General features: G+C 34.4%; 13 protein-coding genes and 4 pseudogenes. 16 read left to right on the top strand and 1 reads right to left on the bottom strand.

From position 1 onward, the window contains the following. The first annotated feature begins 2 nt into the window (after nucleotides 1-2). From drmB to HMPREF1495_RS05545, 7 genes and pseudogenes are all read left to right on the top strand, one after another. Nucleotides 3-2,357 (top strand): DUF1998 domain-containing protein, encoded by a 2,355-nt coding sequence (drmB, locus tag HMPREF1495_RS05580; RefSeq protein WP_051402810.1) that lies wholly within the window; start codon nucleotides 3-5, stop codon nucleotides 2,355-2,357. Nucleotide 2,358: 1 nt separating this feature from the next. Beyond that, nucleotides 2,359-4,059, top strand: coding sequence for an ATP-binding domain-containing protein (locus HMPREF1495_RS05575; protein ID WP_034212760.1), 1,701 nt, complete (start codon nucleotides 2,359-2,361; stop codon nucleotides 4,057-4,059). A gap of 432 nt (nucleotides 4,060-4,491) precedes the next feature. Continuing rightward, on the top strand, nucleotides 4,492-5,538 hold the full coding sequence (locus HMPREF1495_RS05570; RefSeq protein ID WP_034212758.1) for a hypothetical protein: 1,047 nt from the start codon (nucleotides 4,492-4,494) through the stop codon (nucleotides 5,536-5,538). Nucleotides 5,539-5,925: 387 nt separating this feature from the next. Then, a pseudogene (locus HMPREF1495_RS14385) lies at nucleotides 5,926-6,955 on the top strand (IS66 family transposase); the annotation flags it as partial. Between the two features lie 500 nt (nucleotides 6,956-7,455). Then, complete coding sequence (locus tag HMPREF1495_RS14055; RefSeq protein ID WP_034212756.1) at nucleotides 7,456-7,647, top strand: hypothetical protein; 192 nt, start codon at nucleotides 7,456-7,458, stop codon at nucleotides 7,645-7,647. Beyond that, a pseudogene (locus HMPREF1495_RS05550) lies at nucleotides 7,605-8,597 on the top strand (DUF3800 domain-containing protein); the annotation flags it as partial. The gene HMPREF1495_RS14055 and the pseudogene HMPREF1495_RS05550, both read left to right, overlap by 43 nt. Nucleotides 8,598-8,633: 36 nt before the next feature. Then, a complete protein-coding gene (locus HMPREF1495_RS05545; RefSeq protein WP_034212751.1) occupies nucleotides 8,634-9,572 on the top strand; it encodes a bacteriophage abortive infection AbiH family protein in 939 nt (312 codons plus the stop codon). A 349-nt stretch (nucleotides 9,573-9,921) separates the two neighbouring features. Here HMPREF1495_RS05545 and HMPREF1495_RS05540 read toward each other — a convergent pair. Continuing rightward, nucleotides 9,922-11,019, bottom strand: a pseudogene (locus HMPREF1495_RS05540) (transposase); the annotation flags it as partial. 351 nt (nucleotides 11,020-11,370) lie between these two features. Between HMPREF1495_RS05540 and HMPREF1495_RS05535 the strand changes: the two are divergent. The 9 genes and pseudogenes from HMPREF1495_RS05535 to HMPREF1495_RS05500 all read left to right on the top strand — a co-directional run bounded on the left by HMPREF1495_RS05535 (nucleotide 11,371) and on the right by HMPREF1495_RS05500 (nucleotide 20,836). Then, nucleotides 11,371-12,411: a DNA cytosine methyltransferase gene (locus HMPREF1495_RS05535; RefSeq protein ID WP_034212749.1), complete on the top strand. Its 1,041-nt coding sequence runs from the start codon at nucleotides 11,371-11,373 to the stop codon at nucleotides 12,409-12,411. Nucleotides 12,412-12,413: 2 nt separating this feature from the next. Beyond that, nucleotides 12,414-13,499, top strand: coding sequence for an HpaII family restriction endonuclease (locus HMPREF1495_RS05530; RefSeq protein WP_034212747.1), 1,086 nt, complete (start codon nucleotides 12,414-12,416; stop codon nucleotides 13,497-13,499). Next, entirely contained in the window at nucleotides 13,499-13,942 is a 444-nt protein-coding gene (locus HMPREF1495_RS05525; RefSeq protein ID WP_034212745.1) for a very short patch repair endonuclease, read from the top strand. Before HMPREF1495_RS05530 ends, HMPREF1495_RS05525 begins: the two co-directional genes overlap by 1 nt. A 121-nt stretch (nucleotides 13,943-14,063) precedes the next feature. Then, on the top strand, nucleotides 14,064-14,297 hold the full coding sequence (locus HMPREF1495_RS05520) for a hypothetical protein (RefSeq protein ID WP_034212743.1): 234 nt from the start codon (nucleotides 14,064-14,066) through the stop codon (nucleotides 14,295-14,297). An 8-nt stretch (nucleotides 14,298-14,305) separates the two neighbouring features. Beyond that, the gene (locus tag HMPREF1495_RS05515) at nucleotides 14,306-15,025 is read left to right on the top strand and encodes a HEAT repeat domain-containing protein (RefSeq protein ID WP_034212742.1); all 720 of its coding nucleotides are present in this window, start codon (nucleotides 14,306-14,308) and stop codon (nucleotides 15,023-15,025) included. A 208-nt stretch (nucleotides 15,026-15,233) separates the two neighbouring features. Continuing rightward, a pseudogene (locus HMPREF1495_RS14380) lies at nucleotides 15,234-16,082 on the top strand (TAXI family TRAP transporter solute-binding subunit); the annotation flags it as partial. A 126-nt stretch (nucleotides 16,083-16,208) separates the two neighbouring features. After that, entirely contained in the window at nucleotides 16,209-17,381 is a 1,173-nt protein-coding gene (gltS, locus tag HMPREF1495_RS14375; protein WP_442911239.1) for a sodium/glutamate symporter, read from the top strand. Between the two features lie 219 nt (nucleotides 17,382-17,600). After that, complete coding sequence (gnpA, locus tag HMPREF1495_RS05505) at nucleotides 17,601-19,751, top strand: 1,3-beta-galactosyl-N-acetylhexosamine phosphorylase (protein WP_034212738.1); 2,151 nt, start codon at nucleotides 17,601-17,603, stop codon at nucleotides 19,749-19,751. Next, nucleotides 19,748-20,836: a phosphotransferase enzyme family protein gene (locus HMPREF1495_RS05500; protein WP_034212735.1), complete on the top strand. Its 1,089-nt coding sequence runs from the start codon at nucleotides 19,748-19,750 to the stop codon at nucleotides 20,834-20,836. The genes gnpA and HMPREF1495_RS05500 overlap by 4 nt, the downstream gene beginning before the upstream one ends. Nucleotides 20,837-20,839 lie beyond the last annotated feature (3 nt).

The following is a 20,839-nucleotide window of genomic DNA, read 5'->3' as shown; positions in this document are numbered from 1 at the left end:
ACATGTTAAATGAATTTGAGATAATTCAATTAAATAAAATAACTCACGCAGTTAGAGCATCTCAAGCAGTACTACAGTACGGAGTTGGTGCTATGGTTGATTTTCCTGAGCAAACTTTGATGACTGCAGCACCTGAAACGTGGGATGGCAGTGTAGTTGAAGTTCATGATGAGAGACTTGAGAAGGCTCTTCATGTGGATTTTTTCGGGATGCCCGGAAGTAAGGATGACACAAGATATCAAAAAGGTATCGCATATTCAAGATTTCCTGAATGGTATTTTTGTCCAAGATGCAGATCTTTTAAACCTTTAAAAGAGTGGATAAATGAATATAATTCCAATCCTAAGTGTAAAAAGATGAGAGAAAATGATCCTCATATGACTAAGAACTTAAAGTGTCCTTCTTGTTTTCAGGAACTGGTAGTGGCGCGTATTGTTGTTGCATGCGGTCATGGTCATATAGATGATTTCCCATGGATAAAATGGGTTCATGCCAAGAACGGTTTAGGTGCAAAAAAAATATGCTATAATCCTAAACTGAGGTTTACAACAAGTGCATCATCAACCGAAGGATTGGAAGGTTTGACAATAACATGTGAAACATGTCATGCCAGAGCAACTCTTAAGGGGGCTTTTGATAAGAATGCTCTTGAAAACTTGGATAAGGCTACAGGTTATGAATACGGTTTTAAGTGCACCGGAAGGCACCCCTGGAAGAACACTACAGAGATGTGTGGGAAATATCCACATGTATTACAAAGAGGTGGATCATCTGTTTATTTTCCTATTGTCGTGAGCTCGTTGGTTATTCCTCCTTATTCAAGCCAATTAACAGCAAAAATACAGGGAAGTCCTTTTTTCTCAGATTTAAAAAAGGCTATTACAGAATCGATAAAAACTGTTACATCCTTGGGAATGGAACTCACACAAGAAATTAGGGAAAATATTGTATCGCAAAAGATTAGTGAATATGCTTCAAAAATCGGTCGAGATATAGGGCATGAGGAAGCATCGGTAAAGCCTGTTTTGATACGCAGATGGAGTGGAACCACAGAAGACAGTTACACTACTACAAGTGTTAAGTATAGAGCTGAAGAATATGAAGCTTTGAGTGGAGAGGTAGTTCAAGAGGATAAAAATGGTGAATTTGTTCGTGAATCCACTGATATAAAACAATATGGTTTGCCATATGTTAAAAAGGTATCATTGATTCATAAAGTAAGAGAAGTTCAGGCGTTGGTTGGTTTTTCAAGATTGGAGCCGGTTGAGGAAGATAATGTAGACAACACAACGAAAATAAAAAAGGTGTCAATCAAAGAGGAGGATACAAATTGGTATCCGGGATACGATGTTCGAGGCGAAGGTATTTTTATTGAACTAAACGATGATGCCATTGATAAATGGAGAACGAACAATCCTCGTATACAACACCGTGTTGATCAGTTGAATGAGAATTATTCTAAATCTTATTATGGCGACATACGACCTAGGACTATTACAGCAAAATTTCTTTTATTGCACACTCTTTCACACTTGTTGATGAAACAGTTGAGTTTTGAGTGTGGATATAGTATAGCATCTATTAAAGAGAGAATATATTGCAGTGAATCTTCCGAAGGTAAAAGTATGTCAGGTATTTTGATATATACAGCGAGCGGAGACTCTGAAGGAACAATGGGTGGACTTGTTCGTCAGGGCAGATATGACATTTTTCCGAGTATTTTTAAAAAGGCAATTGAAGGTGCTATAACATGTTCAAATGATCCTGTTTGTAGTTTGAGTATGGGACAGGGACGCGATTCGCTAAATCTGTCCGCTTGTCATGCTTGTACTCTTGTACCCGAAACAAGCTGTGAAGAATTTAATGTTTTTCTGGATAGAGGAATGATAATAGGAACATACGAAGAGCGTAATATTGGATTTTTTTCAGAATATATTTATAAAAATGCAGAAATATGTAATATAGTAAAAAATTCTAAAAATGACAGTTCGAAATCTCAGATTATTATAACAGATTCAGGCACGAACTTAAAAAATACAGATTATGTAGATGTATGGAAGAATATACTTCAATTTTCATCAAATAAACATGAGAGGGAAATAATAAATGAGTTGATAGATAAAATTTTTGATTATAAAGACGGAGAGAAGCCTTTTCAAGCAGGCACATTTCAGGTCCTAGGAGATCCTAACTATTATAATGTTGATTTGTATTGGCCTAATAAGAAGGTAATGATTTTTAGTGCTGAAAATGAAGAAGAATTCGATAAGGCATCAAGAAGTGAATGGAAGTGTTTTTGCCTTAGTGGAGAAGGCGCTATCGCTGACAGTGTATTGGCAGTATTAAAGGAGATTTGAAATGGCAATAATGATACCTGATGTGGCAAGAGAATTTGACCCTGCCAGTTTGGAAGGGGTGATGTTTGATTCTTTAAAAAAGCTTCCATCTGATTATTATGTTGTACATTCTTTTAAGAATGTATATGTTGAGGATAATATACTTCATGAAGGTGAAGTAGACTTTGTTATTTTTAATCGAACTAAGGGATTGTTGTGTTTGGAAGCAAAAGCAGGAGCAGTAAGGTACGAGGGAGGATACTGGAAATACTCAAGAGGATGTATTATGAAGCATGGTGGACCTTACAATCAAGCTGCGGGAAACAAGTGGGACTTATTGAATGTGGTACAAAACAGCTCATTAAAAGATGTTGCAGGTAGATGTAAGTTTTTGCATGCTGTGTGGTTTCCTTCAATTTCACAGGAACGCTTGCGCGGAATCAAGTTTCCTAAGGAAGCAGACAGAACTATTACTCTTACAATGGAGGCGTTAGAAGATCCTGAACCATATATCAGTTCTTTGTTCGATATAGAGCCGGAAAATCATATCAAAACAGATCTCAGTGAACAGGATGTAAGAAGACTCATTAGAGAAATAATATGTCCTGAGTTTAATATCTTTCCTTCCAAAAGCTTTGATAATGATTTGAAAAAAATAGTTTTTCACAGATTGTTGAAGGAGCAGGAGGGATTGTTAAACTACCTTGTTGAACAAAAATCTGCTGTTATTAACGGAGCTGCAGGAACAGGAAAAACAATGATGGCTGTGGAAAAGGCAACCAGACATGCTTTTAACGGTGAGAGAGTATTATTTCTATGTTACAATGTAATGCTAAGGGATTATTTGGATAGAGAGTATCACCATGAGTACATAGAGTATATGACCATCGACAAATTTGCATGTAAGGTTGCTAAAACTGAGAAACCTGACTACCGGGCTGCCGGTATTAGAATTTTAGATATGTATATTTCAGGCTCATTCCGCTATAAGCATGTTATTGTAGATGAAGGACAAGATTTTGGCCGAGAAGAGATAGAAGAGGCGGATCTTCTGCAAACAATATATTATGTTGTAATTGATAATGAAGAGACCGGGGGAACATTTTATGTTTTTTATGATAAATTACAACTTATTCAGGCTAAAAATATACCTAAGTTTATAAGTGATGCCGATTGTAAATTAACATTATATAAGAACTGCAGAAACACTGAAAATATTGCAATAACATCTTTAAAAGCCATATCGGATAGAAACCCTAAATTGTATGACGGAGCGATTAAAGGAGTACCGGCAAGGATTCATTATAAAGAAAATTCTGAAGAAGTAATCAATTGCGTTGCATCGATAATTGAGGAATTAAATGAAGAAGGCATTACGGATGTAACTGTTCTTACTTGTAAAAGTGAAGCTGTCAGCATTTTAAATAATGCATGTGTCAACGGTACATTTAAGAAAAAAATATTTACCACTTGTAGAAAGTATAAGGGATTAGAAGCTGATGCAATTATACTGGTAGATGTCGACGGAGAAACGTTTGGCAGCGAGGCGGTTCAACGGTTTTATGTTGGAGCTTCGAGGGCGCGACTTCGGTTGGAAATTGTAACTACAATGACAGATACAGAATGTGAGAGTGTCCTTTTTAATGTGGTTAAGTATAAAAAGAAAATAAAAAATGCTAAAAGGGAGATGGCTTCAGCTTTCAATTCGATGCCTGTTGTTTAGTATATTGATAGGGGAATATATTTTGCAGTAATATTGGCCGATTCACCCGGTAGTATATATGCTGATAAAATGAGTTTTAATAATATCAATGATAAGGAATAAAGATGCTATGAATCATATAATACCTGTTGAAATATGGAATTCCTATATGGATTTTAAAATGTTTTATGAAGGCGCATAATTAATGGTAAAATAATTGGTAGAAAGTTCAAATGATTCAAGTACTGATATAACAACCTGTGGATATATTTTATTCAAACTACTTTCAACGGAGAATAAATAGGATCTTATGAATATAACAGTTTGAAATAATATTGTATATGCATTATATGTTTTTGACGTCTATTTAGGTAAATAAACAGTTGAAGGCCTAAGTATTAAGTTGAATCATATGAAAGATACGTGATATAATAAGAAAAAATGGAGGGATTTATGAATGTTGAGAGTGTTATAACTATATTAGGCTTTTTAGGTATACCTAGTATTATAGCCGTAGTATATGGTTTCAATTCTATGATGCTAATGGATCCGGTTAGTTTTACATTTGAAGAGTCGGATAAAAGAGAAAAATATGTTATATTGAGACCAATTGGATCAGCATCATTTGCTTTATTTATACTTGCAATTGCTGTTTTTATTTTAGTAACTTTATCATATACCAAGGTAGGAAAAGATGCTATAGGTTTAGCTTTTTTAACATATATTATATTTTTTGTATGTTCCTGTATATTACTTGTGATCAATGTTTTATTATTTGTAATCAACCTTTTTTTAAAATTCAATAAACATATTTTAGGAATATGGTTACAGATAAAATTATGTAATAGTTTGTTGTTATATTTCTCCGGATTATTTCTTATTGCCTATGTAATTGTTTGCAAATTAAGTGTTTCTTTTACAGACATTCAAAATCAAAAAGATATTATTTTGGGTTGGAAGGTATCTTTACTACTAGGTACTTTGCTTATTGTAGGTGCTTATACATATATTGTTTATAAATTGTATTCAAAGTATATTAGTATAATCAATTTATCATATTTATATTATAAAGAGGGTAATGAAATAGTATTTCTATTTAATAGGGTAGGCGATAGTTGGCTGTGTTCTTCAAAAAGAGATTATATCAGGTGCAGTACGGAAGAGAAGAAAGCGTTCAAAGATAAAATCAGAGAATGTAAAAAAGATACGAATAAAAAAGTGACAAATAAAGATGGTAAAAGTCAAATATTAGAATATATTGAAAAATTAAATAGATATAGTGATTACATACGAGTTGGCAATGAAGTCATTAAAGATTATTTGAATATTATAACACGCTGCATATGTGATTCAGGTGTAAATATACAAATACAAAATCTACATCAAAAAATTGACCTATTAGACAATATAATAGAACTTAAGCTGATTAGTAATGATGAAATTTCTAAAAAAACTTTATGTCATCACTTGGATAATAAAGATATATTCTATAACATGTAGTGATTTACCATTTTTAAGCTTTATAAATATATAAAATAAGGTGTGTAAGTAAGAATTTCTTAAGCTTGCGCACTTTTTTGTTTTACATTAATATCGGATAACTACAATTTTATGTCGTTTCTTTCAAAATCTAGTACTTTAGGTATACAAGAGCATGGAGTTTTGAAATAAATTGTAGACTTCAGTTCATTCTTGTTAAATAGGAGGTATCAAAGTTACTAAAATTAACCGTTTTTTAACAGAATGGGATGTCGGGAAATAAGCATTTCTACTTCCCGCAAAACTAAATAAAAATATCCTGACAAATACAAGGAGTTCTTGCTTCGTGACTTTGTCAGGATATTTTGTTTTTCTATGATGTTGTCTATTTTGGGGCATAAAACCCACTTGGCTGAAATTGAGTTGATTATGAATGTAATGGAATATCAAGCAGATGTATAATACTACGATTCTACAACAGGAGAGCGAATTCATGCAGCTTTTCCAAGTTGTGTTGTTGACGACGTGAACCACGATGGTAGCATCAAGGCTCTCTTGTTTTTGTTAAACACAGACTGTGCTGTTTCAATTGATAAAAGCCGACGTTTTCTGTCAGATCTTACTGGTGGAAAACTGAACATATCCAAAGGAATGATAAATAAACTCTGCCGCGAGTTCTCAAAAAAGACAAAAACAGAGAAAAAAAGATCTTTGCAGACCTGCTGTCTTCTGCGGTTATGCATACAGACTGTACAAATGCCGGGGTAAACGGAGAAAGTGCATATGTATATGTCTGTGCAACACCAGATGAACAGAAGGTTCTTTACTTTGCCCGTTAGAAAAAAGGGATGAAGGTGTAAAGGGAACTATAACAGAGGATTTCCAAGGTATTTTTGTACACGACCACGAAATTACCTTTTATAAGTATGGAAATGCCCATCAGGAATGTCTCGCACATGTACAACGGTATCTGAAGTACAGCGTGGAAAATGAGCCGTCTTTGACCTGGCACCGCAATATGAGAGAACTTATCCGGGAAGTGGTACATTACAGAAATGAGCATGCAGATGATGCGCATTTAGATTCTAAGACTGTATCTGACTTTGAAGGCAAGTACAAAGAAATCCTTGAAAAAGCCGGGGAAGAGTACATACTTCATGAGACAAGTCCTTATTATCGTGATGGATACAATCTGTATCGCCGAATGCAGAAATATAAAATGTAACATCTGCTCTTCATGTATAATATGAGAGTGCCAACTACAAACAATACAGCCGAACGCTGTTTAAGAGAGTATAAGAGGAAGCAGACTTTTGTAATGACATTTCGAAGTTTTGACAGCATCGAAGAATTATGTCAGAGCAAGGGTGTGCTGCTTGGAGTACGAAAAAATAACCCAAACCTTTACACCGCTGTCAAGGAAATTTTTAATAGATAATATGGAACCTAAACGGCGTATTAGACTCCATAAGTTTAATAGATTAAGATGTAGAAGACAAGCTTACCTGTGTACAGTAACACCCTCAAGATTGAAAGAGAAAAATTTATAAATATTGCAATAGATATGTTAAACATGGTATAATTCCCGCAAGCAAGGCTCAGTATTTACTGGCCACTCAAAAGTGAGTGAGGAACTATAAAAAGTCCGCTTTGCTCTTTTTAGATATAGATGCTGAATTATTCTAGTATGGACTTAAATTTGCAAAAATATAATAGCTTTGCAAAGATTTTTTGCTCGCACATATAGAATGGATGTGCAAATGTCATCTTCACACCAAAGTATAATTTCAAATAAATACAAAACATATATTAGGGGTATTATTAAGTTATTATACAGCTATAAAGGAATGAGGATTATAAGGAGCACTTGATACCGAATTACTTTCATATGTTAGCAATGATTAAGTTATATGTGCATATTGGAGGGATGTTTATTCCATGGATGGAGAAAAGAATATTGATTCATCAGTTGATAGGCAACAAGAATGGTATGATATGTGGGGTATTGACAATAAAAAAAGTATGTATTTTATTATGACGAAAGTAATAATTGCAGAAAATTTGGGGTTGATGATAGTAAGAGACAGTTTAATACTGATTATACAGCAGACTTTGTATTGGCTGGAGTAGTAAAAAAAGTGGAAGATACGGTTGATGTATCATTAGAATCATTCAGAAAGATTTTGAAATTGCAAGAAAATGTAAAAGAAATTAAATTTAAAAAGCTATATTCAAAAGGCGATTTTTTACAGTGTGTGAAAGAAGAACGTTTGTTTAAGACTTTATCTTGGATAGATAAATCTCCCTTTTATATTCATTACATACATGTTAACAATCTATTTTATACACTTGTTGATATATTTGACTCTATTGTAGGGATAGATGAGATAAGTGAATTTGAATATTATTGTAGAATGAAGAGTGTATTTTATTGTATGTTCAAAGACAAGGCAGAAGCGTTGCAAAATATAATGTTTAAATATAAATACCCTAATTTACAGAAAGAGAATATAGAAATATTTTGTAATGAATTACTGCTTTTACTTGGAAGTCGAAGAGAAATGAAGGCAGAGGAAAAGTTTCTTGTACGTATGCTCGCAAGAGCATCAAAGAGTAACGAATTAGTATTTTTGCATGGTAATAATGATTATATAATGCAAGAAAATTATGCGGAATTTTATTTAGATCCTATCCTAAAATATCAGAAGTCAAAACATATATTTGATGAGGAGACTACAGTACAGAACATAGTAAAAGAACAGATAGCACAAGGAGAAAACGTGAGAGATAATTTCGAATTTGTAAAATCTGAAGCAGATATATTTGTGCAATTGTCAGATGTAGTTGCAGGGATTCTGGGAAAAATGTTTAAGTACATAAATTATACAAGTGTAAATCAACAACTAAAAGATGCTGAAAGTTTATCCAAACTTCAGGAAGATAATATTTTGTTAATTTATAAGCTACGTATGGATGCAGAAGTTGAGAACCGAGGATTCTTGCATTCGATTGCTCCGCTGGCTGAAATTGAAAATCTTAATAGATTTTTTGAAATGGTAAAAAGTAGAAAAGTAAATTAGATATGAGTATAAATTACGAAAAATGGAAGGATGGATATGAGTAAATTGTTTATTATTGGCAACGGTTTTGACATTGCTCATGGTCTACCTACATCATATGATGACTTTAGAAAATATTTATGCAATACATATATGAATAACAAATGTGAAGTGGATACTATGCCAATGATTCCCACAGTTTCAATTGGATCTAAAGGGGAAGAAATTTGTGATATGGAAGAAGTTGTAAATTTTCTTGTTTATATTATATCTAAAGCAGAACCAGATGGAAATAAATGGGGGGATTTAGAAGCTTCATTGGGACGGTTAGATTATGATGAGGCATTTGAGATGTTACCTAAAGAACTTGATGATGATGGTGATATAAATTATTGGAGCGAATCACGTAATAATGAAGATATGGCTTCAAATCTATATTCTGTTGTGGTGTATGTAAAGGAACTATTTGCTGAATGGGTTGAGAACATAGATATTAAAGTTGCAAGTGCAAAAAGTAGCTTTTTTACGCTCCTCAAATCAGATGATATTTTCCTTACGTTCAATTATACAGAAACTTTGGAAGATTTATATAAGGTTAATAAAGAGAGCGTTTGTCATATACATGTTAGGCAAGGCAAAAACATATTATTTGGGCATGGGGATGCAAATGATTATACAGATGAGTATATGAGAAAAAATATTGGATCAGAAAACTCATTAACAGAATTAAATAATTTCTTAAAAAAAGATACTGAAAAAGCATTGGAAGATAATAAGCAATTTTTTGATGATATTAATAATACAATAAGAGAAGTTTATTCCATTGGGTTCTCTTTTTCATGCGTTGATTTGATATATATTAGAGAAATATGCGAAAAATTGCCAGACAATGCGGTGTGGTATTTAAATAAATTTAATCCAAATGATATCCCAATATTCAAAAAAAAGCTAAAGGAATGTGGATTTAAAGGAAGCTTTTCAACATTTATTATATGATTGCTATGTAGCTGTGAAGGTATATTAAATATTCTGATTGAAATATACTATAATGTATTTATTATACTATTTTAAGAATTGAGTATGAATTTTTCTTATTATACTACGTTACTGTACACGGGTAGTATACGGGTCTTCAACAGTTATTACTAAAATAAAAATATTAAAATTATCTTCAAAGGGCTGTCTGGAAATAAGTAATTTTACTTCCCACAGAACAAAATAGAAATATCCTGACAAATACAAGGTGTTTTGGCTTTGTGACTTTGTCAGGATATTTTATTTTTCTATAATGCTGTCTATTTTTGGGCACACCCCCTTGGCTGAAATTTTGCTTTTGCATTTTTTCTTATGCTGTTTTCTCCTGTACTTTTCCTTCAAATTTCTTTAGTTTTGCATGGAGAAAACGATGATATTTATTTATATTTCTTCCTATTGAAAAAAGCATAAATTCTTTATATACCTTATCTGAAGAACGATAATTAAAGCGTTGGAAATCTGCATTCTCTTTAATATCTCCGAAATAACCTTCTGTTTGAATAGAGCGTGTCTGTCGTTTCAGAATGCCTTTTTCACTCTGTATATTAGCATGTGACTTCTCTCGAAGCTCTTTCCATACTTCATTGATCTTCATTACTTTATTCTTATCAACATCTTTATCAGGATTATATTTATACAGGCATTTAGGCTTATGTTCACATCCACTACAGTAAGAACATCCATATACTTCATATGTTTGTGTATAACCATTCTGTTTTTTCTTCTCTGTGTTGATATGTCTCAGTTCACGACCGTCATGACAGATATAGACTTGCTCATCCTCAAATACCGTTGTTTTCATGTTGTAGTATTTACCTATATCTTTACTGTATGCTCGTGTTTTTCGCTTTTCATGATCCTGTAGTCTTATATAATTATCTATCTTATTTTCTTTTAGATATAAGAGATTTTTCTCACTACAATAGCCGCTGTCTGCCGCCACTTCTTCAAGTACTTCTCCAAATGCTTCCTTATGCTTTTCAAGAACTGGAATTAATGTATTATAATCCGTACGATCATTACTTACATAACTATGTACAATAAAATAATTCTCTACTGCTATCTGTACATTGTATGCTGGCTTTAACTGCCCGTCCAACATATGATCTTCCTTCATTCGCATAAAGGTTGCTTCCAAATCAGTTTTGGAGTAGCTGTTTCTATCTTTCACCATAATTTTAAAATATTCTTTATAGCCCATTAATTGCTGTTCACAATGTTCAAGTTCTTCATAGAGTTGTTGAAGTTCCGGCTTTCTCTTGCCCTTTCCGTTAACAAATGCAATGCCTTCTCCGTCAGCAATAGCCATAAGATTTTTCTGAAGTTTAAGCAGTTCAAGAGGCGAGCAGTTATCAATCTCTATAATACAGTTGTTAGATAACTTTTTATGTTTTGTAATTTTTATTTTAAAGGCGTTTCTTAAATGAAAAATATTTTCCACATTACAGCATACCTTAAAAGTTGAGATTTTATTTTCAATAAAAAGATGCCAGAATAAAACATAGAAACTCTGGTCGAATGAATAGAGATTATGAGGATTAACGGATTCTCATAGAATAAGCTATGAAAGATTTACTTTACAGAGACATGACTAAAAAAGATTTACGAAGACAAATCGAAATCTGACCTCCTAAAATTTCAAGAACAGTAATAGATTCCACCTGTCTACCCGAAATTTCGGGTAGAACGGGGTAGAATATTCATAAAGTTGAGTTTATAATATTGTAAGGTATTGTTGAAAACGAAAGAGGAAGATAAGATGTATAAATCAATAGATTTATTTGCAGGTATCGGGGGGATAAGACTCGGCTTTGAGCAGGCATTTAAAGGCGATATCAAAACGGTTTTTGTAAGTGAGTGGGATAAAAAAGCGGTTGAAACTTACAAGGCAAATTATAACGACGGTATAGATGTGGTAGGAGATATTACAAAAGTTGATGAGAAAGATATACCGCCACATGATATATTACTTGCAGGGTTTCCTTGTCAAGCCTTTTCTCTTGCAGGGCAGAAGAGGGGCTTTGAAGATGCAAGAGGAACTCTTTTTTTTGATGTCGCAAGGATTGTAAAATACCATAAACCTAAAGTTGTATTCTGTGAAAATGTGAAGAATCTGGTTAATCATGATAGAGGTCGTACATTTGATGTTATAAAATCTGTTTTGGAGGATTTGGGATACAAAGTGTTCTATAAAGTTCTCAACAGTAAAAACTTCGGTGTTCCACAAAACAGAGAGAGGATATATATTGTCGGATTCAGGAACGATATAGCGCCGGAAGACTTTACATTTCCTGAGAAAACGGATGATACCAGGGTAATAAAGGATATAATGGAAGAACAAGAAGTATCACCCAAATATTATTTATCCACCATTTATCTGGATTCGTTGAAAAGACATAAGGCAAGACATGCTTCCAAGGGGAACGGATTCGGATATGAAATCAGAGAATTGGACTCCGTAGCGGGAGCTATTGTTTGCGGCGGTATGGGAAGAGAAAGAAACTTGATAATTGATGATCGTTTAACCGACTTTACTCCGGTTACGCATATAAAAGGCAGTGTCAACAAAGAATATATTCGAAAGATGACACCGAGAGAATGGGCAAGGCTTCAGGGATTCCCCGACAATTTTAAGTTTGTAGTTGCCGATACACATTTATATAAGCAATTCGGAAATTCCGTTACAGTGCCTGTTATACGAGCGATTGCCGAAAAGATAAAAGCACACCTTGAAAAAGAAAATACGAAAACTAAGAAAAGCGAAGAAAAATTTGAACAATTGGCTTTTATATGGAGGTAAATATGCTTAAAGGGAATAAGGGGGAATGGTCTGAAGTATACGTCCTTTTAAGACTTTTGGCTGACGGAAAGATATATGCTGCGGACAGTGAATTGAATAAGCTTGAGGATATTTATTTTCCTATTATTAAAATAATCAGAGAAGAAACCAAGGGTGAGATCAAAGAATATACCGCAGGAGAAATGATATCAATTTATATTAACGGGTCAAAAGTGAAGGAATTGCCTGCGACAGAGTTTGAATCGGAGTCCGGAAATCTGTTGAATGAGATTAACAGTAAAGACTCTAAAGGGGCTTTCTCGGTGGAAAGCACGCAGAATTTCATGGATAAAATTTTGTGCTATAAGCTTTCAGCACCGGCAACGGATAAAAGTGATATCACGGTAAAAATAGTTGATGTAAACACAGGATACAGTCCTACTGTAGGATTCTCAATAAAATCCGAGTTGGGTTCATCTCCGACTTTGTTGAATGCAGGAAAAACTACAAACTTTATCTATAAAATAGTACATAATTATCCTGATTTGATAAGAGAAGCGAACGAGATATACAAGGTATCAGGCGGCAAAAATCATACAGATGTCAGGGGACGTATAAATAAGATAATTAAAGAAAACGGAACTCTTGAATATCGAAAGATGAATAATCAGGTTTTTGAAGATAATTTGGTACTTATCGACAGTAATATGGATAAAATTATTGCCGAGACCCTTTTATATTTTTATAAAGACGGAATCAGTAACTGTAATGAGATGGTTGAAAAGCTTGAACAGGAAAATCCTATGAACTACGGTAATGTAAACGCCTATAGATATAAGTTCAAAAAGTTTTTGACGGCCGTAGCATTGGGAATGAAACCTGCTACGGTATGGGACGGTTTGGATGAGGCTACAGGAGGATATATTGTAGTTACAAAGGAAGGTAATGTTCTCGCATATCATATATACAACAGAAATTACTTTGAAGAATATTTGTTAAGCAATACAAAGTATGAAACAGCATCCACATCAAGACATGATTTCGGAGAAGTGTACAGTGAAAACGGAGAAGACTTTATAAAGCTTAATTTGCAGGTGAGATTCAGATAGTGAAGAAGAGTAAGCCGATGACAAGAAGTGAGAATATGTCGAGGGTTAAAAGTAAGAATACAAAACCTGAAGTTTATTTGAGAAAGCTATTGTGGCACAGGGGGTTCAGATACAGATTAAATTATAAGAGCTTACCCGGAAGTCCCGATATCTATATTCCTAAATACAAGGTTGCTATATTTGTAAACGGGTGCTTTTGGCATATGCATGAAAATTGCAAATATGCTTCCATCCCTAAGAATAATCATGATTTTTGGAAAAGTAAGTTGGAGGGAAATGTTCAAAGAGATAAGCAAAACTACATCAAACTTGAGAGCATGGGCATTAATGTTATATTGGTGTGGGGATGTGAAATCAAGCAGATGATGAAAGATAAGGTGATAGAAAAGGAAAAGACGGATTATCTCGCCAACAGTATTTTTTCTACGCCAAAATACCAATAATGGCGAGATTATTCTCGCCGGTATCAGGTTTTCATAGCCAAATATTCCAAAATGGCTATGAAAAGTAATCATAAATATATCTTTTATTAACACACTGTGGCAATACCGGAGGAGTAAATATATGAAAATAATATATGCCAATGCTGACATACTGTTTTACTTTATATTTATATTTTTAACTATTGTACTTTTAGTATTAAAAATCTCAAAATATAAAAGAGACCATAAAGTGGTAAAAGTTATAAAAAATATACTCGCTATTCCTGTAGTAATTTTAAATATGTTGATTTTTGATGATTTGAATATCTCGTTTCAGCTTTTTAAAGATGAAGATAAAACAGATAACAAAAAGTGAGTATATGTATGACAGATTTACAAAAAAGATATGAAGAATTAAAAAAGCAAAACTTCCCCGACGGCGAAAGAATAAAATTTGTTGCAGATTTAGGCGCAAGTGATGAGATAGAATATCATTATAAATTGATTTGTAAAGACAGAGATGAAGGTACAGACTTAAATCTGTCCGGCAGTTTTTATAAACATGATAAAGAGGGATTAGAGTATTTGTTTACAGTTTTAGATAATGAAAAAGACGAGAGTTTAAAAGTATTTGCTGCATACCTTATGGCTGAAACTCTTTCAAAACTAAGACATAGAACTTTTTATGCAGAATATTGCAAAAGGCTTATTCCGGTTTTAACCTCATTTATAGAAACAAAAGATGCTTTGCTTCGACAAAAGATTATTATAGCTCTCGGATGGATAGGCTCTTTAAATGAGATTGATATTTTGATAAAGCAAATGTCGGAAGATAAAGACAGTTTTTGCAGAGCGTGGTCGGTATCAAGCCTTATGCAAATGTCATTTCATGGAGTTGATAAGGAAGTGATTCAGGAAAAGACAAAGCCTTGCTTTGCTTTTGTGATTGCAGCAGAGACTGATTTACATGCCTGTGGCATTATGATAGAAGCTGCACAGATTTTATTTGGAAAGAAATGGATAGGCTCATCGGCTGTGGAAGATGTGGATGCTGAGAAAATAGAAAAGGCGAGAAAGTCGGCGGTAAGATTTTTGAATAAATAGAAAACCGGAACTACAAATTGCACATTATTACATCCTATATTACAAAATAAATTTGACGTCCGGCCTAATTTTCTGTATAATACTTTTCGTCAAAAAATGACGTAGACTTAAAGGGGAGCATAATATGCTACCCTTTTATTATTCAGTTAAGGAGGTATAGTGTATTAAAGGTATAAGAAAGAACTTAAGCTTTGTATTTATTATATTGATGTTTGCACTGTTGGTTTCAGGCTGTGCAAAGGAAAGTGAAAACAATAATATTCATATCGGAACAGGTGGCACAGGCGGTACATATTTTGCATATGGAAATGCCCTAAAGGATATTGCCGAGCAGGAAAGCGATATTGACATGAGCATACAGATTAGTGCCGGTTCGGCAGCAAATCTCAGATTGCTTGAAAACAATATCGTCGGTATGGCAATAGTGCAAAATGATACTCTTACAGATGCTTACAACGGAAAAGGTGAGTTTGAGGGGAATCCTTTAAAAATAACCAAGGCTGTTGCAGGACTTTATACGGAGAGCTATCAAATAGTTGTAAATAAGAAACTGAAGCTAAACTCTGTGGAGGATTTGAGTGGACTTAGAGTTTCGGTAGGTGAAGAGGGCTCGGGCGTTTTAAAAAATGCGAAGAATATCCTGAGAGCCTACGGTATGACTGTAGATGATATTGATGTAAGATATCTGTCATTTGAAGATGCTGCAAATGCTTTAAAAAACGGTGAGTTGGATGCATTCTTTGTAACGGCGTCGGCACCTACAAAGGCAATTTCGGATTTGGCTGATTCAAATGTACCTATCGATATTCTTTCCTTGGATGACAGAGCAATAAGATTTCTTCAAAACAGTTATAGCGTATATAGTGTTACTACAATTAAAAAAGGTACATATAAGGGTATAAACAAGGATATTACCACAGTCGGAGTAATGGCTGTGCTTGTGGCAAACAACAATATGAGTTCAAGCAATATTGAAACTGTATTAAATCTTATAAAAGCACATCAAGACAGCTTCAATAAGATATCAGGTAATACTGTAAATTTTTTTGATGAAGCAACTTTAAACAGTATTGTTGTACCTTTCCATAAAGCGGCAAGTGAATGGTACAGTGCAAACGGAATAACCGGATTAAAGGCTGAGGTTAAGGCTGATAATGTTTCAAGAAAAACTTTAAATCTGGATATGTATCAGACGGTTGCGGTTGCGGTACTTGCACTGTTTATTGGAGTGCTTTTAAAGGAAAGAATAAAGTTTTTAACAACATTTTGTATTCCTGCGCCTGTGGTAGGAGGTATGATTTTTGCTATAATATTCTGTGTATTGTATTCACTTGGCATTCTTGAGATAAATTTTGATGAGACTCTAAGAAATGTATGCATGGTAATGTTCTTTACCTCGGTAGGATTTCAGGCAAATATGAAGGTGCTAAAGAGCGGCGGAAAGGGTACATTTATCTTCCTTATATTGGTACTGTTACTTATAATATCTCAAAACTTTGTAGCGGTAGGGCTTTCTAAACTTCTTGGTATAAATCCGCTTATAGGTATGTGTACAGGTTCCATACCTATGGTTGGTGGACACGGTACGGCAGGAGCTTTCGGACCTTTACTTGAGGATATGAATGTTGACGGTGCGACAACACTTGCTACAGCAGCGGCTACTTTCGGACTTGTAGCAGGTTCACTGATGGGTGGACCTTTGGCAAACAGTCTTATAAAAAAGAAAAGTCTTGTGGATACTGCAGTATATGAAGATGATAGTATGCTTGTGGAAGAGGAGATAAAGCACAGAAGAGAGGTTTCAATGTATGCACCTGCGGTGTATCAGCTGACTTTGGCAATGGGTATAGGAACTATTGTATCTTTTGTACTTTCAAAGACAGGAATGACCTTCCCTGTTTATATAGGTTCTATGATAGTTGCGGCTATAATGAGAAATATCAGTGAATATACAGACAGCTTCAGAATACATATGGGTGAAATAAACGATCTTGGAAGTATCTGTCTTTCACTTTTCCTTGGAGTGGCAATGATTACATTAAAACTTTGGCAGTTGGCAGCACTTGCCCTTCCTCTGTTTGTACTATTGGCAGGCCAGGTACTTCTTATGTATATCTTTGCAAGATTTATCGTATTCAAATCTATGGGAAGTGACTATGATGCGGCTGTTTTGGCGGCAGGCACATGTGGTTTCGGTATGGGTGCAACACCTAATGCCATGGCAAATATGCAGGCTGTTACAGAGAAATATTTGCCTTCAGTAAATGCATTCTTACTTGTACCTATAGTCGGAAGTATGTTTGCGGATTTCTTAAACAGTTTGACAATAACATTTTTCATAAATTTCTTAGGTTAAAAACAATTTAACCTGATTTAAAAGCTCACCTTATATGAGGTGAGTTTTTTATTGGAATAGTATATATTAACTGAGATTTTAGTTGAACTTTTTGTAATAAAATATTATATTGGATAGGACAGCTTTTGTAAAAAGTCTTATGTTAAATAAAAGAGAAAATGTTGGAGAGTACAAAACTTTTTGACTGAAAATATATAAAAATAATACCTAGGGGGTCAAATGTTAAAAGGAAGAGTAACTATACCTACAGATGTTGATATCATTGAAGAAACAAAGGAAATAATGGAGCTTTGGGGTGCTGATGCCATCAGAGATTGTGACGGAACAGATATGCCGAAGGAAATAGAGGAACTGGATGCAAAGATCTATGCTACTTATTATACCACCAGAAAGGATAATGAGTGGGCAAAGGCTAATCCTGATGAAGTGCAGCAGATGTATATAATGACTGACTTTCATATGGCAACTGAGGACACTCTCAGAATCAGATTGATGGAAGGCTTACATCCTGATCTCTTAAAGGTCAATGATTATGATGATATAAAAAGATGGTGGGAGGTCATTGACAGGACAATCGGAGAGCCTGTAAGTGACTGGAGTTATGAAAACGGTGAAGTGATCATAAATGCAAAGAAGTACCATGAATATACAGTAAGCTTCCTGGCATATATCATTTGGGATCCTGTACATATGTACAATGCAGTGACTAATGGTTGGACAAACTTTGAAAAGCAGATAACCTTTGATGTACGTCAGCCAAAAACAAAAGCCTATTCTATGAAGAGACTCAGAAAGTTTTTGGAAGAGCATCCAAAGGTGGATGTAATAAGATTTACCACATTCTTCCATCAGTTCACATTGATATTTGATGAACTTGCAAGACAAAAGTATGTGGATTGGTATGGATATACAGCTTCTGTAAGCCCGTATATTTTAGACCAATTTGAAAAGGAAACCGGAATCAAGTTCAGACCTGAATATATTATAGATCAGGGTTATATGAACAATACTTACAGAGTTCCTTGCAAGGAATATTTTGCCTTCATAGATTTCCAAAGAAGAGAAGTTGCAAAACTTGCCAAAGAGATGGTGGATATAGTTCACGAGTACGGCAAGGAAGCAATGATGTTTTTGGGTGATCACTGGATCGGCATGGAGCCTTATATGGAAGAGTTCAAAAATATAGGCTTGGATGCAGTGGTTGGAAGTGTAGGTAACGGTCAGACACTTAGACTTATCAGTGATATAGAAGGCGTGAAATATACAGAGGGCAGACTTTTGCCTTATTTCTTCCCGGATACATTCCATAAGGGAGGTGATCCGCTTGGAGAGGCAAAGAGAAATTGGATAACAGCCAGAAGAGCAATACTCAGAAAGCCTGTAGACAGGATAGGCTATGGCGGTTATTTGAAGCTTACACTTGATTTTCCTGAGTTTATAGATTATACAAAGCAGGTATGCGATGAGTTTAGAGAGCTGTATGCAAATGCGCAAGGTTGCAAGGCTCATTGTATAAAGAAGATTGCAGTGCTTAGCGGTTGGGGAAGATATAAGGCATGGGGAAATCATATGGTACACCATGCTATATACTATAAGAACAACTATTCATATGCAGGAGTAATAGAGGCACTTAGCGGTTCACCTTTTGATATTGACTTTATCAGTTTCGAAGATATTTTAAAAGATAAGGATATTTTAAACAGATTTGATATAGTTATGAATATCGGTGATGCGAACACAGGACAAACCGGCGGAAAGTATTGGAGTGATGAGAGAATACTTACAGCAATAAGGGATTTCATATATAATGGCGGAGGCTTTATAGGTGTAGGTGAACCAAGCGGATATAATTATCAGGGAAGAACATTGCAGCTTGCAACTCAGCTTGGAGTGGAGCTTGAAAACGGCTTTACTTTGGCAAAAGGCAAGTATTATAAAGAAGTAAAATCACATTTTATCACAGAGGAAGTTTGTGATGAGATATATTTCGGCGAAGGCAAGGACTTCATATATGCACTTGACGGTACAGAAATTCTTGCACTAAGAGGAGATTCAGTACAGCTTGCATGTAAGGAGATTGGAAAAGGGCGTACGGTTTATATCAGCGGTTTGCCTTACAGTCTTGAAAACAACAGATTGCTTTATAGAGCAATACTTTGGGCTTCACATGATGAAGAGGGTATCCACAGATGGTTTAGCACTAACTTGAATGTAGAGGTAAATGCCTATGTGGAAAATAACAAATTCTGTGTGGTAAACAATACCTATGAATCTCAGGTTACAAATATATATAAGGGGGATGGAAGTTCATTTGAACTTAAACTTGAGCCTAATGAAATAAAATGGTTTGAAATAGAGAGGAAAGTATGAAATCAAGTATAATAGAAGTATTACAGCAATATGATAATTTTACCAAACTGAAAGAGTTTTCGGAGTATGGTAACGGACATATAAATGATACCTATCTTCTGGACTATGAGGGATCGGGTAAGATTATTTTACAAAAGATAAATAAGACAATATTTAAAGAGCCGAAGAAGCTTATGGAAAATATTGCCTTGGTAACATCATTTTTGAGAGATAAGATTGAAAAAAATGGTGGAGATCCGGACCGTGAGACGCTAAATCTTATAAAGACTAAAGACGGACAAAGTTTTTATGAAGACAGTAAAGGAGAAATTTGGCGAGCTTATAATTTTATATCGGATACTATATGCTATGAACAGGTTACAAATGCTAAAGAGTTTTATGAATCAGGTTTCGCTTTTGGAAATTTTCAAAATCTTTTAGCAGACTTTCCGGTTAATAAACTTAGTGAAGTTATCAAAAACTTCCACAATACAGAGGACAGATTTGCTACATTTAAAGCACAGATAAATGAAGATCCTCTGGGTAGAGCGAAGAATGTTAAAGAAGAGATAGACTTTTTCTTAAACAGAGAGGAATATACTCATATCTTTAACAGAGCACTTGCAAATAATGAAATCTCTTTGAAGGTTACACATAATGATACCAAGCTTAACAATATTTTATTTGACAAGGATACAAAGAAGGCATTATGTGTAATAGACCTTGATACTATAATGCCGGGAGTTGCAGCATTTGACTTTGGTGATTCTATTCGCTTCGGAGCAAATAAAGGACTTGAGGATGAAGTTGATCTTTCAAAAGTAGGTCTTGATATTGAACTGTTTGAGGCTTTTACAAGGGGATTTTTGGAAGCTTGCGGTAAGAGTTTAAATAAAAGAGAGATTGAACTTTTGCATATGGGAGCAATAGTAATGACCTATGAATGCGGTATAAGATTTTTGGGAGATTATATTGCAGGAGATAAGTATTTTAAGATAGCAAGAGAAAATCATAATCTTGACCGTGCAAGAACTCAAATAAAGCTTATTTCGGATATGGAAGAACATATTGAAGAGATGAAAAAGATTGTAGAAAAGTATATTTAGTTT

The sequence above is a fragment of the Lachnoanaerobaculum sp. MSX33 genome (genome assembly GCF_000512995.1).
Taxonomy (GTDB): domain Bacteria; phylum Bacillota; class Clostridia; order Lachnospirales; family Lachnospiraceae; genus Lachnoanaerobaculum.
This window is presented reverse-complemented; position numbering and strand designations above follow the sequence as displayed.

What these genes read in the sequence shown, in the direction of transcription:
- HMPREF1495_RS05545 (WP_034212751.1), top strand. Translation starts at nt 8,634, where the DNA reads ATGAGTAAATTGTTTATTATTGGCAACGGTTTTGACATTGCTCATGGT.
- gnpA (WP_034212738.1), top strand. Translation starts at nt 17,601, where the DNA reads ATGTTAAAAGGAAGAGTAACTATACCTACAGATGTTGATATCATTGAA.
- HMPREF1495_RS05570 (WP_034212758.1), top strand. Translation starts at nt 4,492, where the DNA reads ATGAATGTTGAGAGTGTTATAACTATATTAGGCTTTTTAGGTATACCT.
- HMPREF1495_RS05535 (WP_034212749.1), top strand. Translation starts at nt 11,371, where the DNA reads ATGTATAAATCAATAGATTTATTTGCAGGTATCGGGGGGATAAGACTC.
- HMPREF1495_RS05520 (WP_034212743.1), top strand. Translation starts at nt 14,064, where the DNA reads ATGAAAATAATATATGCCAATGCTGACATACTGTTTTACTTTATATTT.
- HMPREF1495_RS05500 (WP_034212735.1), top strand. Translation starts at nt 19,748, where the DNA reads ATGAAATCAAGTATAATAGAAGTATTACAGCAATATGATAATTTTACC.
- HMPREF1495_RS05575 (WP_034212760.1), top strand. Translation starts at nt 2,359, where the DNA reads ATGGCAATAATGATACCTGATGTGGCAAGAGAATTTGACCCTGCCAGT.
- gltS (WP_442911239.1), top strand. Translation starts at nt 16,209, where the DNA reads ATGTATCAGACGGTTGCGGTTGCGGTACTTGCACTGTTTATTGGAGTG.
- HMPREF1495_RS14055 (WP_034212756.1), top strand. Translation starts at nt 7,456, where the DNA reads ATGGATGGAGAAAAGAATATTGATTCATCAGTTGATAGGCAACAAGAA.
- drmB (WP_051402810.1), top strand. Translation starts at nt 3, where the DNA reads ATGTTAAATGAATTTGAGATAATTCAATTAAATAAAATAACTCACGCA.
- HMPREF1495_RS05530 (WP_034212747.1), top strand. Translation starts at nt 12,414, where the DNA reads ATGCTTAAAGGGAATAAGGGGGAATGGTCTGAAGTATACGTCCTTTTA.
- HMPREF1495_RS05515 (WP_034212742.1), top strand. Translation starts at nt 14,306, where the DNA reads ATGACAGATTTACAAAAAAGATATGAAGAATTAAAAAAGCAAAACTTC.